Origin of the sequence: Candidatus Poriferisodalis sp., from assembly GCF_965262965.1 — a bacterium.
Taxonomy (GTDB): domain Bacteria; phylum Actinomycetota; class Acidimicrobiia; order Acidimicrobiales; family Poriferisodalaceae; genus Poriferisodalis.
This window is the reverse complement of record NZ_OZ253573.1, coordinates 3203940-3220744: the sequence shown is the minus strand read 5'-3', so window position 1 is coordinate 3220744 and position 16805 is coordinate 3203940. Positions and strand designations below refer to the sequence as shown.

Sequence of the window (16805 nt, the reverse complement as noted above, 5' to 3'; positions counted from 1 at the left end):
CGGGTCGGAGAGATTTAGATATCGTACGATATCGTCCAGATGAAGAGGTTCGAACGTGGCTGACATCTTGATTCGTGACGTTCCCGACGATGTTGTCGCGGCCGTCGATGCCAACGCAAGCAGGGCTGAGCTTTCCCGAGTCGAGTACCTGCGTCGAATGCTCGAACGCGAATGCGCACGTACACCTGAAGTGACGGTGGAGTCCTTTCGCAGGCTCGCGGAGACCTGCGCCGACGCCAAGGACCCCGAATTCATCGCCTCCGCATGGCGGTAACCGAGTGGCTTATAGACACTTCGGCGCTGGTTCGGCTGGAAATCGCGATCGACGCAAGTGAGTGGACAAAGCGAGTCCAGCGCGGACTCGTGCGGATCGCGACTGCGACGAGGCTGGAACTCGGCGTAGCGGCTCGTTCAGCCGAAGAACTTCGTCGGCGGTTTGATGAACCTCCGCTCAGCATGATGCCTGTCGAGTATCTGACACCGGCAGCGGAGGACCGGGCAGTCGAAGTGCAACTGGCGTTGGCGCGAGCTGGTCATCATCGTGCGCCGTCGATACCGGATCTCTTGCTCGCTGCATCGGCGGAACTCGCGGGACTGACCGTCCTGCACGTCGACAAGGACTTCGAACTCATCGCAGAGGTCACCGGCCAGCCCGTCGAACGGCTTGCGATAACGCCGAGTTTGTGAAGTCAACCGGAGCTGGACGGTTCGGCTGAAGCGTCACTCGCTTCGTCGAAGGCGTCAGCCAGCCATCGCAACCGTGCCGCCACCACCCTTGGGGCAGCCGTCGGCAAGTAGTCCCTGTTCGGATGCTCGCCACGGAATCCGATCGCGTCAAGCCACGGGTTCGCGAGCAGTTCAAGAGCAGCGTCGACGTCCCAAGCCGTGATGCAATCCCGTTCTGGCTCAGGGCGAATTGCACGACTTGAGCTGTGGCCGTCGCCGAACCGCTCTCTGCCACGTTCGACACCGCTCGGCATGCACCGACGAGCAAGCCACGCCGATGCTCATGTTCGGCGCGAGCGGCCTCAATTGGCACAAGATCTACTGTGCCGCCGCGAGGCTGGTCATTCTCGTCGGCGAACAATGCTTGATACTCGGGCAGCGGTAGCGGCACCAAGGCGTGCCTGGCAACAAGTTCGGCGAGCAATTCGGCGGCAAGCACGCCGATCCGTGCGCTCGTAGCGAAGTCGAGTAGCTGACCACTCGGTTCCGGACCGACCAAGAGCGCATACTCAGCTTGGTGCAACTTCCGATGCTTCTCGATCGCAGGCCACGTGACCTGACCAGATGTGAGCTTGCCCTTACTGACCGCTTTCGCATCGACGACCGCTTTGTATCGCCAACGATTCGCTGTGCGGTCGTCACCGTCGGCAGGCTGGCGAACCCCGCTGACCAACACGTCTGTTTGACCCGCTCCCGACAGCAGTTGTGCCTCGAAGCCCAAGAACGCAAAGGCGTCTCGCACCGCTTCCTCGAACTCCTTGTGCCTAGCTCCATCGTTCGCGCATTGGATCAAACGTTGAGCGATATCAGTTGCCAACGATCGGGGCGATTTCGGCTCGGGGCGGATTGGATGGGATTCATCCGTCGGCAGTTCTCCGCCTTCTGTCCCATTGCCCTCGTGAACGGAGCCCCCATCCCGGGCGGGAGGTGGCACTCCAAGATCGTCGACACTCACCGTCGTCACTTCGTTGGGCCGGTACAGCTTGATTCGATCGAGAAAGGAAAGTCCTGCGTCGGTTGCCTGGTACGTATTGCCGGGCTTTTGCTGTGCGAAGCCAGCGGACCTCAACCATCCGAGTCGGTACGCGATCTGCGAGTCCTTCTGCCATCCGAAGCCGTATCTGTCGTTGGCAGTCTTGAGTAGTGACTTTCGTGTTCGCGGTAGTCGCACCTCGTGAATCAACTCACCGACGAGCCTCAGGTTCGCGTGCATGGTTCCGACGACGAAATCCGCGCGCCGCGTTTCTAGCCAGCGAGCGCTGGGCGAGGTGAGGGCGATGCGGTCTGGAGTCTTCTCTAAGAGGCCGTACTTCTGCAGCCCCTGGATCTGAACTAACGCCACATAGGCATCCAGCGAGTAAGCCGCCATGTAGCGCTGCTGTAGTTCATCTTGATCCAGCCGGTCATCGCGGCACTGCTGCAGAATCCAAGCCAAGGTGTCGAAGTACCGCTCGTACCCACCGGCAAGCGGCAGCACGCCATTTGCGCGCTGCTCCCACGGTTTGACCTGGGGCAGCTCCGCGGCGAGGTCGTCCGTCAAGGGGTTATGACAAACCCATGAAGCGGCGTGCGTTGGTGTAGACGACCTCGTTTCGCAGGCTGCTGACCTCGTCGTCGAAGCCTTCGAAGGTCTCGTTCAGCTCGGCGAGCGCGCCGGGGAACGTGCAGTCGTAGTGGGGGTAGTCCGAACCCCACACGACCGTGTGCGCGAGGCCCATGGCCGCTACCTGCTCGAAGGCCTCGCCTTCGCCGGCTTCCATGGTCACGAAGCACTGCTCGGAGAAGATCTCGGTGGGGTCGCGCTTCAGCCTCGGCACCAGATGGCCCATGGCTTCTTTGTGCTCATCGAGACGGTCCAGCCAGTACGGCAGCCAGCCCAGGCCCGACTCGAAGAAGCCCACTCGCAGCATCGGATGGTCGTCGAGAACGCCCGAAGCCACCATCTCCATCACCGAGGCCATCTGCTCGAACGGATGGCACACCATGTGGACGTAGAACTGGTTCTCGTAGCGGGTCTTGGCGAAGCTCGGCATTCCCGAGCCGAAACTGCCGTGGATAGCGACCGTCAGGTCGTGATGCTCGGCTGCGGACCACACTCGATCCATGTCCGGGGAGAACAGCTCTAGGCCGCCGTAGCGCTCCGGACGGAAGGTGACCCCCGTCAGACCGGCGTTCGCGACCTCTTCGATGACCGCCACGGCGCCGTCCACTGACTGCAGCGGGCACACGCCCACGCCGAAGAGACGGTTCGGATCTTCCGACACGAAGTCGGTCATCCAGCGGTTGTAGGCCCGGGCGTTCTCGACGGCGACCTCGGCATCGTTGATGTCGCCCGAGATCAGCATGAGCGACGGAAACATCAGCGCGGCGGCGAGACCTTCGTCGTCCATCACCGACAGGCGTGCGGCCGGGTCGTAGCTGCCCGGCACAATGTCATCCCAGGTGACTTTGGTGCCGTACGCATGCGGGATGCACGCCGGCGCGATGCCGTTGCGCAGCTTCTTTCCTTCAGCGAACGCGGCATCGGTACCGTCGTCCATGATCCGGCACTGCATGATCTGGTCGCGGAACTTCGGATCGGCGTATTCCTGCCACACCGACGGCGGCTCGGCGATGTGCGCATCCGCGTCGTACACCGGCACCTTGCCGTTCGTCGCCAGCGGCCCAAGTCCCTTGCGTGTCTCCGTCATGGCCATGTCACGGCCTCCCCGTTGCCCCAGTGGGCCCATTCTGCCCCACCCCCGCAATCGGTGCGGAACGAAGACGGGTCACCGCCGTTCGGGATGCCGCCGAGGATCTGGAATTTTGAAGCTGAGATCAGTCGGCGTACAGCGCCCGGAGACCTCGGCTGACAGCCGGGCCGACCACGGTGTTGTGATTCTCTCCGGGGAAGACGTGCCAGGTGAGGTCGATGTTGCGGTAGCCGCGGGCCGAGAACTGGTCGTGGAACTTGGCTTGGGGCGAGTATTCGTCGGTCTCGTTCTCCCCCATCGACATGAACACCTTCACGTCCGGATCGCCGCCGGCCGCAGCGTGCTCGGCTTCGAGGCGGAACATGACCTCGTAGTCCCACCACACCGACGGGCTCGCAAGCAGGTAGCGGGCGAACATGTCGGGTGCGTTGAACAGCACGTGCAGGCCGAACAACGCCGTGAACGAGTGGCCCACGTAGGTGGTTTCGCCGACGTGGTAGCGGTCGCGCAGCAGCGGCAGCACATCACCGGCAAGCCACTGTCGAAACGACTCGGCCCCACCCGTGTCGGCGGCAGGCGCACGGATGCCGGTCATCGGCGGGGCCTCGGCCGGGGTCACCGTGTAGTCGATTGCTCGCAAGTCGAGCATCTCGCGCATATCGGTGGTGTCGTGCGCAATGCCAGCGACCACGCAGCGGGGCGTTTCCCGTGACATCGACAGGATGCGGGTGGTGTCCACCGCAGTGCCGAAGGTCCACGGCGCATCGCAGCAGACCACGAGCGGGTACGGGTTGGCGGCGTCGGCCCGGTAGCCCATCGGCAGCGCGACCCAGAGCTGGTAGCTCCGACCGGCGTCGGCTCGATGGAGGATGTGAGTCTCGATGGGCCAGGCGCCCGATTCAGCCACGGCGGGGATGTTATTGGCGGCGCGTGATCATCGTCAGGCCGTCGCCGATCGGAGGTGAGGCAGTGCTCGAATTGCCTCCATCTGCGTGATCGAAAACTCTCACCTCGGTATGTACGGAGGGATCGCCTCCTGCCCACAGTTGGTGTCGAACATAACGAATGAGCTCAGCTACCGCGTAAGCGCATGTTCTTCTTGGCCCACGCGCAGTGAGTCGCGAGCGGGCACTCCCCGCAGCGTGGGTTCTTAGGTGTGCAAAGGCTCGCACTGAGTTCTATGACTCCGGCCATCGCAGTCCGTGACTCGTCGGGTCCGAAGCCGCCCGCACCTCCGAGCAACCGAGTGACCGCTAGCCGGCCACTACCTCCCGGACGGCTCTGTTCCGGATTCGATCCAAAAATGCGGGATGCCACCCTCAGGGCACCTTGGCTCACAACGACCGGCGTAGGACCGCTGCTCGGGTCAACCAACGCCGCCACTGCAGCCATCCGAGGAGTAACGCCCGGTCCATCCGCAAGCGAGTTGGCGGTCGTCAGGCCATCTCGGTTGTCGATGTACCACTGAGCGAGGTCGACGACGAGGTCAACACGGTGCGCCCGGCCAATCGAGCAGGCCAATTCTGTGAGTCGATCGAGCGATTCGATCGTGAGTTCAGGTCCATCTAGCTTCCGGCACAGCGGCCAAGCTTCTTGAATCGCGTTGCCGCGGGCTTGACCCAACAGCATCTGCGCCTGCAGCGCCGACCACATCGTCGGTGCCTCGAGCCACGGCACGACGAGGCGTTCCTTGTTCTCGAACCAAGTCGCAACACTCTGACCGAGTTCCATTGACGAGACGGCCGCTGGTACAGATCCCTCGAGCGCCCGTCGAATCGACCGGCCTACACGCTCGGCAAGCCTCGGCGGAACTGCGTTTCCGATCTGACGAAACGCTGCCGAGGGTGGTCCCGCGAATCGAACGCGGTCCGGAAATGTCTGCAGACGCGCAGCCTCGCGGATAGTGAGCGTCCGAGGCTGATCGGGATGGATGTACCAATAGCCATCTCTTGCCATGTGAGCGGTGACGCTTCGGCTCGGCTTCTGCCAGTCGAGTCGCTTGTACTTGTCATCGAAGATGTCATCGCGGTATCGCTTCAACGCATCATCAATGTCGGAATACCGCGTCTCAGGCGTCATCGAGTCGAAGATCAATCGATCGTCGTCTCGCACTGGTCGCGTGATGTGGTCGTAAACGCGCGACCGATCGGCGCCGCTCGTACCTCTGCGGGCACGCCGCAAGAACTGGCACCTCTTCGTTGGTGCTCTGTACGGCAGCAACCCGTCGGCCGCCTCGGGCGGCCGCCAGCCGCCCTCTACGACGGGCAAATCGCCAATGGCTTGGCGCACCGTCACGGGATCGCGTAGAGATGGAGGCCACCGAAATCCGAGTCCATCAGCCAGTGCCACCAGCAGAAAACGCTGGCGAATCTGAGGCACGCCGTGATCACGCGCACGCAACAGCCTCGTGTGGACCGAATAGCCGTTGGCCTCAAGCTCCCCGACCAAACTGCGGACAACGACCGTATCGGCGGAAGTGGCCATGTCGGGAACATTCTCAAGCAAGACCGCACGGGGCTGCACCCGAAGCACAACCCCCAGAAATGCCTGCCACAAGTCTCGCCGGACGTCGTATTCCGGTCGAACTCCTGTCCGAACAAGGCTTCGAATCTTTGACACGCCAGCCTTGGAGAAAGGCTGGCACGGCGGCCCACCCGCGATGAGGTCGACGCCGAGTTTCGAAATCGTCGCAGCAACCTCGGCAACGGAATCTTGATCGTTGAGGTCTCGGCAGAGAGTGAGGCCGGGGTGAAGCCCCGCGTACGTTTCAAGGGCCACGGTGTCGCTGTCCACTCCGACCACGACGTCGTAGCCCGCATCGGTGAGACCGAGACTTAGGCCGCCAGCGCCACAAAATAGATCCGCCGCTAGGGGGCGCTGTAGCGCTCGGGAGGCGACCCACTCTTGGACAGCAACTACAGAGTCAGCTGCAGCCGGGTGCGGCGCGACCGAAATCCTGGGGCCTCGAACGGTGTCGACCCGCCGAACTCGCGGCAACACTTCCATCGGGACCGGACTGTAGGGCGTATCGGTTCTCTGTCGGTGGTTCACCACACATCCTCGCGAACGAAGGCCCCGCTCGTGATGAGGCGGAGGACGTGATCATGGGCCTGTTGTGCGGGTCGGCCAACGAGCCGTGCGCCGAGTTCCAGGTTCCCGCTCATGCCGTGGCCAGTGAGGTTTGCCGACGTGACGAGGAGATCGCGCCGATCGACGATGATCACCTTGGCGTGGAGCTTTGCAATCCGGTCGTCGTCGTCACCCCAGCTATACACATCTGGTCGTAGCGCCTCCACGGGCCATCTCGCCCGGAGCTCACCGTAATTGTGACCCGGTCCCGAGCCATCGGGGTCGTAGTTGCGGTCGATAACGAACGTGACCTGGGCTCCACGCCGACGGGCCGCCACCAATCGGTCCAGAACGGCGCGGACTCGAGCGTGGCCCAGCCAGACCGAGTATGACAACAGGATCACGTGCGACTTCGCCGCGTCGAGCATCTCACCAATGACTGGGGGAGTACTGCGCAACGGCGAGCCCGGGGGCTTGTGACCGGTCCATACAAGCTCCGCTTGCGTAGCGCTCTCCTCGACGGAGTGCTTGACCTCAAGAAGTGATCGCAATACCCGCGACAGGCGCGAATCACCGTTGGGCTCTTCGCGCCATGCGCGCAGCAGGCTCATTGTCCTGTCAAGCGACGACCCACCGAGTGCAACGTGTTCCGCGACGCGTGCCCTACTGGATGTCGGGTCGACAAAACCGTCTTGGAGAAAATCAATCAGCTGCCTCGTTCGTTCGGTTGGCTCGGCGAGGACAAACGCAGCAGCAGCCGATTCAGGCTCCACGGAAGTACCATCGGCCGAAGCGCCCTAGCGTCTCCACGAGAACCGCTCGGTCGAGGAACCGGTTGCTGGCCTCACAGGACGTTTCTGCGAGGAGTAAGCAGGCGTGGCACGCAGCGCCGTTCAGACCTACGGCACCGCTGAGCTCGTCAGCACCACAAAGGGGATCCTGCGCACACAACTGTGCGTCCTGGAGCGCTTCGACCAGCACGGCTCCAAACCGGTCCGGTTTCGCTTGGTCGACGAGACCGCCGAGGGACCCTTCTGAGTCGGAACTGGCTGTATAGATGAGTAGCCCTGCCATCGGGTCATCCCCAGATGCGCTGTAGATCCGCTCACGCAGTGCAGATGAGGAGTAACCCGCGTCGAGGCACAGTCGTCGAATTAGGGCGTGCGCCAGAGTGTGGAGAAGTATGTAACGCATTCCGGGGAATGGCCGCCACTGTGTCGCGTCGTCGGAGCGGCCGGCTTGATGCTCGTCAAACTTGACCGATAGCTCTCGCGCTCTGGAAGCGATCTCGGGCCTCTCCTCCCAACGATTGAGCGCTTGCTCATCAAGGGATAGGAAGATGCCCTCTCCTCGTAATTCCACGGCGGGTCGCCACGTCACATTCTTAGGCCCCAAGGGAGCCACGTCGATGTCGAGCTTGGCAACGTCCGCGAGGTCACCAACGTCGATACCTGCCTCTATGCGGGTGAAGCCCCGCAAGGCACGCACCTCGCGTAGCCGCGTCGCCGCTCGTACCGTTGCGAGCTTGCCGGCTTCGGTTCCCGATGGAGTGTCGATGCGGCGCACTTCGAACTCGTGCGGTGGTTGGGCCGGCTCGGGCGGATCGAGGAATGCTCGGTACTCGTCCGGTCGGAGGCGTTCGATCTCGGTCACCTCACCGCGGGCGGCGGCCAGCAGTTCTTCGGGACTGTAATTCAACAGGAGGTCGCCCAAGAGATCGAGTTCTGCTGCCTGTTCGATTCTGTCAACGGTGCTGAGCTTGACGAGCGTGTCCAAGTAGGGCGCGATCGCCATCTGAATCGGGTCCGAATACGGCGGAATCGACAGCGCTGAGGCGGTTACCGAGAAATAGGCGTTGGATGCACCGCGCAAGACGACCCGTGGGTCCTCCCCGCAGGCGGCCTCGTAGTCCGATGGCCCAAGCCAAGGCCTTCTACCGCTGCAGTCCTGGAGCTTGCCCCGTTCAAACACGCCTCCCATGCGACGGTTTGCGTCGCAGCGCTCGCAACTGACAACGAGATCGTTGACGCTGCCCGACCTCCCCTCATCGTCCAATCGAAGTGGACCACTGCAGTGCCCTTCATCTTCAACATGCACCCACCTGTGCCATGGGAAGTCGTCCAAGTGACCCTTCGGGCAGGCGGTCATGAAGCGAGCGGGGAAGGCCGACACTCTGGTCTTGCCGCTGTGGCGGTCATCGCGGGGACAGCGAAACTCGCCGACAGGCGGCCCGACCCACTGGAAACTCTCTTTTGGCGCCAACAATCGGCACTTGCCGACGGGGCAGACGAGCCACTCGGGAAATACGTACGCCGGCACACCGCCAAAAGCAGCGGGACTAGGGCGGGGAGGCCGAAACAGACTAGAGGCTTTCAGGAATGCTTCCAGTCTGGGTTCTATGATGCGATCGCTGCCCTTTACCTTCCATTCGTCAATCCCGGCAATCACGACGGAAAGCTCTGGTAGATCGACAATGGCCCCCGGACCGTGTTGGCTAACAATTTGGGTCGGACGCAACTTGCCGACCTTCGGGTGACGGGCCGAGGAAGAGCTCATGCGGTGCCGTCATTCCGGTCGAGCAAATGAATATGCACTTCGCTTTCGATCTCGCGTAGCGAGCCGGGCGCCACGAACGCCCCGAGGCCGTCGCCATCTTCCTGTTGGTCAATCAGCCAGCGGCTGTCAGGTGCAGGGCTTCCGCCGCGGCCCCGCCGCGACCACGGTAAGTCCCCGTCCGCTTTCTTGTCGACCCACTTGTCGACTAGCCCGAGTAGCTCCGCTTTGGTCTCTGCAGCTTCGTCAGCAGCAATCATGTGGGCGGCGCGATCACATACCAAGTCGATGGCTTGCCGAACCCAATTGTTGGCGGGGTCGAAATTGCCCGCCGCATTCTCGGGAGCCATGCCCGGATCGCCTTGGCGGACGAGCGAGGCAAAAACGCCGGCTAAGCCCTTGTCGCGTGCCCTCGACGAAAAGGGCGTGACGGAGGCGGGTTCCACGTGCCGGTACAGACCTTCGTGGTAGCTGCGGAATCGCTCGTAGTGGCTGATGTCGCGAGGACGTGTCCAATTGTAAACCGTTACAACTAGACCCGGCGTTTGACGGCCGACTCGGCTGGTGGCCTGTATGTACTCGGCTGTCGTCTTGGGTTGACCGTTGACAACCATCAGTCCTAAGCGGTCGATGTCGACTCCGACGGAGATCATGTTGCTCGCGAACAGTACGTCGACGGGGTACATGCCCCGCTGTGGGGTGCCCGCTGGGAATTGCCGCTCAAGTCGACCTAGGATTTCTGGGACCTCATCGGCGGTCTTGTTGCTCGTCAGCTCGTGGCGCTCGTACAGGAGTCGGTTGGCGAACTCCTCCTTCGACTGGGACGCGAGTACGCGAATCCGACCGGGGACGTCATCCTCGGCCAGCCGGACGGCGCCACCAAGCTCCCTAAGGCTGTTGAAGTAGCCGATGAGCGTCATGTAGGCATCGCCGGCCTCGGGGTCTCCCTCGTGAAGCCGTCTTGCCCTCGACAGCAATGTTGCGTAGGCCCGAACCAGGGCTGTCTTGACGGACTTGCCGGGCGCGAACACTCCCAAGTACAGGCGGCCAGGATCCTGCTCAGGCTGAGCTTCCATACCGAACCAAGAATCGGTGGAGTCCAACCCGAGAGGCGGGAAGATCATCAGGGAACGGTGAAACAAGGAGCCGACCTGTCGATCAGCGCGACGGATCGTGGCCGTTGATGCCACAATCTTTGGTGGGAACCGCTGTCCCTCCTCTTCCACCGATGCCAGCCCGTCCACCGCCGTCTCATAAAGGCCGACGAGGGTGCCGAGCGGTCCCGAAATGAGGTGGAGTTCGTCTTGGATGACGAGATCGGGTGGCTCAAACGGCTCGACATCAACTATCTCGGCTTGCGGCCACCCGCGTCCATGGTCGGCGTTATGGCGACTAGCAGGGTGCTTCTCGCCGGTCGAGATGTAACCGTGACGCTCGCAATGGCGCTGAACTCGGCCGAACAGCGACTGGACCCGGCCGTTCCACGCCATTTGAGCGAACTTGTCGACTGTGGCGATAATCAGTGATGGGGTGTGTCGGTAGACCTGCTCGTCGACTGTGTGGGCCGGAATCCCGTCTAGTCCCCAGTCATTCGCGGGAGCGAATTCGCAGCTGTCATCTGAGCAGTAGATCTTAACTCGTTGCTCGTATTCGTCAGCGAAGTACTCAAGGGGACCGAGTTGCGCTCCGCACCACGGGCAACTGAGCAACTGAGCTGGTGTTCCGCCCCGAATTCTCTTGTCGTCGCGCCATTTGTCCAGCGCCTCCTTCGCTCCGTCGTCCCAATTGCTCCCGTTGTTCGAGAAGTGGTTCGGAGTGACGCTCGTGCCTACCCAAAGTCCTATCGAGAATGGCTCGCTGCCCCACACGCCCTCTTGCGCTCGGAGGAGTTCACATGCACAAGCCAGAGCGGTCGCGCGCTGGAACTGTTGCACCGTAAGCAGCCGAAGCGTGTAGCGCATGAGAACACCGACGCCACCGTCGGCTCGATAGCCCGGAAGATGTGTGCGGATACGTCGAAGCGCAAGGACGAATGCGGCCAATCCGAGATACGCCTCCGTCTTGCCACCGCCGGTCGGAAACCACAGCAGGTCACATGCTCTCCGGCGCGGATGCGTTCGGTCGACGAGCGGCGGAAGGTTCATCAGGAAGAATGCGAGCTGGAACGGGCGCCAAGTGGCGGGGACGTCATCGGGGCTGCCCGGCGCCTCCCCTCGTCGGCGTTGAAGTGCTACCGCGGAATGGGCTCGTTGCAGAGCCATCGCCCGATTCGCGAAGCAAAACGCCCTACGGGCGAGCAGTGATGTCTCGTCGTCGGAGCGGCAAAGTAGTCGGATTCCCTCTTCGATACGTTGGTGAACTCGACGACACCCGTCAATGTGCTCGTCTGCTTGCTCCCGGAGACGAGCATCGAGGCTATTGACGCGGCTCGCCAGACCTTCGACCCAGTTCCCGTAAGCATCCGCGAGCGGGGACAACAACTCCTCCAGTTGATCGCCCGGCAAACCTTCCGAATGGCTCCCACCGAGCTTCCGCATGTCGAGCCCGGGGTCGTCGCCCCCTCGGGGGTCAACCCTCGCCAGCTCGTAAATCGGCAAAACCGTCGTTCGCACTTCGGTGGCACCGGCGCCACCCTGCGCATCCCAATCGGCCGCGCACCCGTGTCCAACTGCGCACTCGGGCCGTTCGCGGAAGAGCAATTCGTCCGCGCGGCGATCGGGGTCCAAGGCGTCGAAGTCGAGAACATCGTTCAGGGACCGTGATTGGAACACCGCGAAACCATCGGGATGACGTGCAAGCAGCGTCGGCTGAAACAGCCACTCGCTGTCGTCTGGCCGGCCGGGATTCGTGGAACGGACCCGGTTGACGAGAAACACCGACACAGCGCGGCGCTTTCCGTCAGGCAGGGTCCGGCAGAGCCATTGAATCTCCACGCCGCCATCGACCTCAAGCCGGTCCGGGTCGGCGACTGCGATAGTCAATCTGTGAGTGTGCTCCGTGCGGGCCCATTCGACGGCCTCGACGGTAGCTCCATCCCTCCTCTCGACCTCACGCTTGTGTTCGGCGTAGGTGCCCCAACAGGCAGTGATTTCAATTTCTTGGATCGAGCAGTCGATCGTGAAGGAAAGACCGATGCTCGAGGGGTTCATGGCCATCGAGATCGGTGAGGCATATCCCGCGTCAGCGTTCTCGTCGCCCGCTCCGATGTCGGCGGTGCCCTCGTCCTCTTCCTGTCCGACCTGTGTGCCTGCCGGGGCGAGCCGACCTACGAGGTACTTGCCAGTAGGACGCTGACGCAACGTCTCGTCGGGCCCATCGAACGGGCCCAGCAGCTCGCGGCTGAGCGTGTCGACGAGATCATCCCGGATGTCTCGCTGTGCCTCGATTCGTGTGTCAGCCATGTGGGTGCCTTCCAGGCTTGCCGTCGGACCATGAATCTGTCATCCCTCGGGGTAGCTGACCTCCGACCTCGCGGCATTGGTCTCTACACGGATCACATCGCTGCGTATGCACAACCTGCAACTGGATCCTCACTTTGGCACCCGTGCCTTGCTCATCTGGAGATTTGCGCGGCGGGGCTCGCCTGCGCTGCGATGCGGGCGACCGAGACGAGCTGATAGTCAATGACAGGTCGTCGATACTTCTCGAGCTCCGACGTACGCCGAGCTCGGTCAACGGAGAGCTGCTCCACCATGCGTTCCGCGTCTGCAAGATTCTTCTCCCAAATTGGCAGGATTCTTCGCGCACCTTCATCGGTGCTCGCGCGAAGCCGGTCGAGGGTGTCGCGAGTGCTGGCGAGCTTGTCGGCCGCTGCTCGTTCCCGATGCCTAAACCATGCTTGAAGCCGTTCCCACTCACGGTCGACTCGTCTGTCCGCCTCCTCCGTCACAACCGTCTGGCGCTCTTCAGCGAGACGGTCAACGTGAGCCTCGGCCGCAGCAGCTGCTCTCTCAATGCTGTCGACCGAGATTTCATCTCGAGGGATATCGCCTTCTCCCCGACGGCTGAACAGGGCGCCGCGGCTTACAAGTGCAGAGCCGACCTCGGTGCTGACCTGCCCGTTGTCGGCTACAAATACGGGCACGAGGTCCGAGCGGGGCTGGATTCCGGAAGTGTTGACCTGATGCACGAAGAGCCAGCCCATTCCCTCCGGTAGGTCGTCGGCAGACTCGAGTTGCCAAGACCCGGTAGCTCCCTCGTAGCTGTCCTCCAAGACATCGCTCACGATTGCTTCGATGATGGGGTGCCCGAAAGCGAAGAACTCGACATGCTCGACGTCGCGGAGCGCGCTCGGATGAAAGACGGCCCACCGCTTGGGGCTCAGGGCAAAGAATTCATGGAGGTGGTCACCACGAAACGGGTCGTGGAAGGTCAACTCGAACTCGTCACCGCGCGCCTTGATGTAAGTGCGCACGTCAGCGAGGAGTGCGGCTATGAACGCCTGTTGCGCGGCCGGGCTCAGTCCATGGTCCCGCCCGGCAATCTGCTCGGCGATCTCCCGGCTGTAACTCTTTACGTCCATGACGAAGTCGCGAAGCTGTGCTTCGGCCCGCCGGGCATTCTTGACTTGATCCTCGAGTCGACGTCCCAGAGCGTCTAGCGCGGCGTCGCGTTCGGAGGGCCCCCGGCGCAGGATCTTGCGCAGGTCGTCCTCGGCTTCACCAAGGATCGGGTCGAGACCCCCGACTGTTTCCTCAAAGGCGTTGATGCGCCTATCAAGGACATCGAGCACCCGTTCCTCCACCGTGTCTTCGGCGTACAGATTGAATACTCGGACTACGTGTTCCTGACCGATGCGATCGAGACGGCCGATGCGTTGTTCCACGCGCATCGGGTTCCAAGGCAGGTCGTAGTTAACCAAGTAGTGGCAGAACTGAAAGTTTCGGCCCTCCCCTCCCGCCTCTGTCGAGAGCAACACCTGTGCGCCGCTACCCAAGCGGAATGCCTCCACGGCGTCATCCTTGGCCCGCGGCTTTAGCTGTCCATGGAAGACGTTGACCCCGATCTGATGCCCTGCCGGGCTTGCCCGCTCAAGCAGCTCCTCAAGGTACTTCTGAGTCTCCCGGAACTCAGTAAACACGAGGACTTTGGTTTCTTGATCCTCTTCAAAGAGGATCGTCATGCGCCGGACGAATTCCTCGCCCTTCGAGTCGATGGGAAGTGCAGTCAGCACTTGCACTAGCTCATCGAGCTCGGCAGCCTCTGTTTCATGGAGGTTCGCCTTCGCGACCGCGTCCGCAGCCTCGTGCTCTTCGAAGAACTGCTCGAGCTCGGCGGCCGACGCGCGTACCGGAGCGGCCTTGTCCAAGAGGCGATCGCGCCTACCTGCCAGCGACTGACTGAGCGCGCGAATGCTGCTAGCCATCAGTTTTTGGAACAACACCATGACGAAGGCATGGGCGTTCTCCTGCGCCGATTCGGCGAGCGCGAATCCATTCTGGACATAGTCCTCAACGAGACTCAGTGCCAAATGTTCTTCATCGGTGAGTCTGACTCCCCAGCGATAAGCGCGCCGAGGCATGAAGCCTCCGACCACACTCTTGCGGTTGCGGATGAGGATTTCCGAGAGGAGGTGGCGGTCCGATAGATCACGGCACAGCGCTATGCGTCCGTCGTCCGAATCTTGGAGCCGTTGTCGGACTTCGTGTTCGGGTAAGTCGAGCCAGCGGCAAATGCGTTCGATCGTCGTCGCTGGGTCCTCGCCAGGAATGGGATACGTCTCGCTGAGCTGCTCAACGAGTTGGCTCAGCCCCCGCGCCGCGTGCCGGTGCTCCTCGAAGTGGTGCTCGCTCGGAAACAGGACCGGATCGAGCAGTTCAATCAGCGAGTACAGCTCGTGCGTCTGGAGTTGCATCGGTGTCGCAGTCAGGAACAGGATCGAGCGTTTCCCAAGGTGGGCGGGATCTGCGAGCTCTCGCACGAGGCGGTACAGCCGTGTTGTGCTCACTCCATTGCCATGACGAGTAGATCGGACGTGATGGGCCTCGTCGACGATGATCAGGTCCCAGTCGACTAGCCGAACCTGCTCGGAGCGCGTGCTACTGGTTATCCACGCGTCGGACACTAGGACGCTGTCGTACCGAGTGAACGGGTTGTCGGTAAACCCCTCTGTCTTCTCAAGGTAACGGACCGTGTCTGTATCGAGGATCGAGAAAACCTCGTTGAACTTCGTCTTGAGTTCGAACTGCCATTGGCGCCGGAGATTCGGTGGAACAACGATGAGGCAACGTTTCACGATTCCGCGGGTACGAAGCTCCTTCAGAATCATGCCGGCCTCTATCGTCTTGCCGAGGCCGACCTCATCGCAGAGCAAGAAGCGATGCGGGTAACTCGTAACGACACGATGCACCACGCCCACTTGGTGCGGTTTGACGTCGACCCGGGTGTGCCCGAGCGACACGAGGTCGTCGTGGAGGTGCGCGAGACGGTGGTGACGCGTCACCAGTCCAAGCCGGAACTTCTTGTACGAGCCGATCTGACCGTTCCTGAACTTCGCTACGGGGTCAAGATTCTGGTTCGGGCGTAGTGCTGCCTCGGGGACCGTTCGCAATCCACTCAGGAACTGGACCCGCCACTTCGGTGGCTCATCGCCGATTGGTTCTAGAAGGAGCCCGGGTTCGTCCGCCCCGATTCGCACCACCATCGATGGCAGCTCCACGCGGCGGAGGCTGCCGCTCTTCCAATTCACCATAGGGCTGAGGTCGATGCCGGGGTCCCAGCGCACGGTGGCTACAGCGCCATTCAACTCGTCAATAACCCCATAGGTGCCTGGCTGACTAGTGAATTCGACCAGCGCTCCCGTCACCAATTGCGCATTCATTTCACCCGCCCTCTCAAGACGTCAGCCTCGTCGCGGTAGTAGCAGCGTGGTGTGACACCTACGCCGAGTGACAAGGCTTCTGCACTCGAGTTTGATGTCGGCCACCAACTCGGCCCTCGATGAGCGATCTCCGTCGCGCACGACGGTTCCATGAGAGCAAGTGCCGCTCGGAAATCTCCGCTGTCGATGTCCAATTGCAGCGCGTGAATACATCCAGAACCCAACCGACGACCTAGGCGCCCGGACGATAGCTGATCATCGTCAGGCCGTCGCCGATGGGGAGCATCACGCTGCATGCCCGGTCGTCGGCTGCGACACGGTCGTTGAATGCCCGCATGGCTGCTGTGCCTTCGTCGTCTCGGGCGGGATCGGCAACCGTTCCGCCCCACAGCACGTTGTCCACGAGAATCACGCCGCCCGGCGACAGCCGGCCGAAGATCTCCTCGTAGTAGTCGACATAGCTGGATTTGTCGGCGTCGATGAACGCCAAGTCGATCTGGGGTTCGGTCGGCAACGCACGCAACGTTTCCAGCGCCGGTCCGATGCGCAGGTCGATGCGATCGGTCACGCCTGCTCGCTCCCAGTAGCGGCGGGCGACCGATGTCCATTCCTCGGACACATCGCAGCAGATGAGCTCGGCACCCGGTTCGAGCGCACTTGCAACGCACAGTGCTGAGTAGCCCGTGAACGTGCCCAACTCGACAGCAAGCCGGGGGCGCAACGCCGTCGTCAGCACGCCCATGAACGCGCCCTGCAGTGGGCTGATCTGCATGCCCGCGACTCGCCCGAGCGCTGCCGTTTCGGCGATCAGCTCCCGCTGGACCGCCGTCGGCTGCAGCGAGTGCGCTGCTGCGTACGACGCAACTCGATCTTCGACGAAGGCGCTCTGGCGGGACACGGCGACGAGGGTAGGTCGCACCGGCGGCGGCCCCAAGATCGCAGAG

Annotated in this window: 10 protein-coding genes; 2 read left to right on the top strand and 8 right to left on the bottom strand. The window is 62.2% G+C overall.

The window, feature by feature from the left end:
* Positions 1 to 55: 55 nt before the first annotated feature.
* Both ACQY5K_RS15440 and ACQY5K_RS15435 read left to right on the top strand, forming a co-directional pair.
* A complete protein-coding gene (locus ACQY5K_RS15440; RefSeq protein ID WP_428117000.1) occupies positions 56 to 274 on the top strand; it encodes an antitoxin in 219 nt (72 codons plus the stop codon).
* Positions 265 to 687 (top strand): PIN domain-containing protein, encoded by a 423-nt coding sequence (locus ACQY5K_RS15435; RefSeq protein WP_420445046.1) that lies wholly within the window; start codon positions 265 to 267, stop codon positions 685 to 687. Before ACQY5K_RS15440 ends, ACQY5K_RS15435 begins: the two co-directional genes overlap by 10 nt.
* A 1583-nt stretch (positions 688 to 2270) precedes the next feature.
* Here ACQY5K_RS15435 and ACQY5K_RS15430 read toward each other — a convergent pair.
* The 8 genes from ACQY5K_RS15430 to ACQY5K_RS15395 all read right to left on the bottom strand — a co-directional run bounded on the left by ACQY5K_RS15430 (position 2271) and on the right by ACQY5K_RS15395 (position 16759).
* Positions 2271 to 3422 carry an amidohydrolase family protein gene (locus ACQY5K_RS15430; protein WP_428116997.1) on the bottom strand — a complete coding sequence of 384 codons (1152 nt, stop codon included), beginning with the start codon at positions 3420 to 3422 and terminating at the stop codon, positions 2271 to 2273.
* Positions 3423 to 3543: 121 nt separating this feature from the next.
* Positions 3544 to 4326 carry an alpha/beta hydrolase gene (locus ACQY5K_RS15425; RefSeq protein WP_428116994.1) on the bottom strand — a complete coding sequence of 261 codons (783 nt, stop codon included), beginning with the start codon at positions 4324 to 4326 and terminating at the stop codon, positions 3544 to 3546.
* Positions 4327 to 4490: 164 nt separating this feature from the next.
* A complete protein-coding gene (dcm, locus tag ACQY5K_RS15420) occupies positions 4491 to 6425 on the bottom strand; it encodes a DNA (cytosine-5-)-methyltransferase (RefSeq protein WP_428116991.1) in 1935 nt (644 codons plus the stop codon).
* 41 nt (positions 6426 to 6466) lie between these two features.
* Positions 6467 to 7261 (bottom strand): DISARM system phospholipase D-like protein DrmC, encoded by a 795-nt coding sequence (gene drmC / locus ACQY5K_RS15415; protein WP_428116988.1) that lies wholly within the window; start codon positions 7259 to 7261, stop codon positions 6467 to 6469.
* The gene (gene drmB / locus ACQY5K_RS15410) at positions 7251 to 9044 is read right to left on the bottom strand and encodes a DrmB family protein (RefSeq protein WP_428116985.1); all 1794 of its coding nucleotides are present in this window, start codon (positions 9042 to 9044) and stop codon (positions 7251 to 7253) included. Before drmB ends, drmC begins: the two co-directional genes overlap by 11 nt.
* Complete coding sequence (drmA, locus tag ACQY5K_RS15405; protein WP_428116982.1) at positions 9041 to 12442, bottom strand: DISARM system helicase DrmA; 3402 nt, start codon at positions 12440 to 12442, stop codon at positions 9041 to 9043. The genes drmB and drmA overlap by 4 nt, the downstream gene beginning before the upstream one ends.
* 152 nt (positions 12443 to 12594) lie before the next feature.
* Positions 12595 to 15861: a DEAD/DEAH box helicase gene (locus ACQY5K_RS15400; protein WP_428116979.1), complete on the bottom strand. Its 3267-nt coding sequence runs from the start codon at positions 15859 to 15861 to the stop codon at positions 12595 to 12597.
* 232 nt (positions 15862 to 16093) lie between these two features.
* Positions 16094 to 16759 (bottom strand): O-methyltransferase, encoded by a 666-nt coding sequence (locus ACQY5K_RS15395; protein ID WP_428116977.1) that lies wholly within the window; start codon positions 16757 to 16759, stop codon positions 16094 to 16096.
* Between the last annotated feature and the right edge of the window lie 46 nt (positions 16760 to 16805).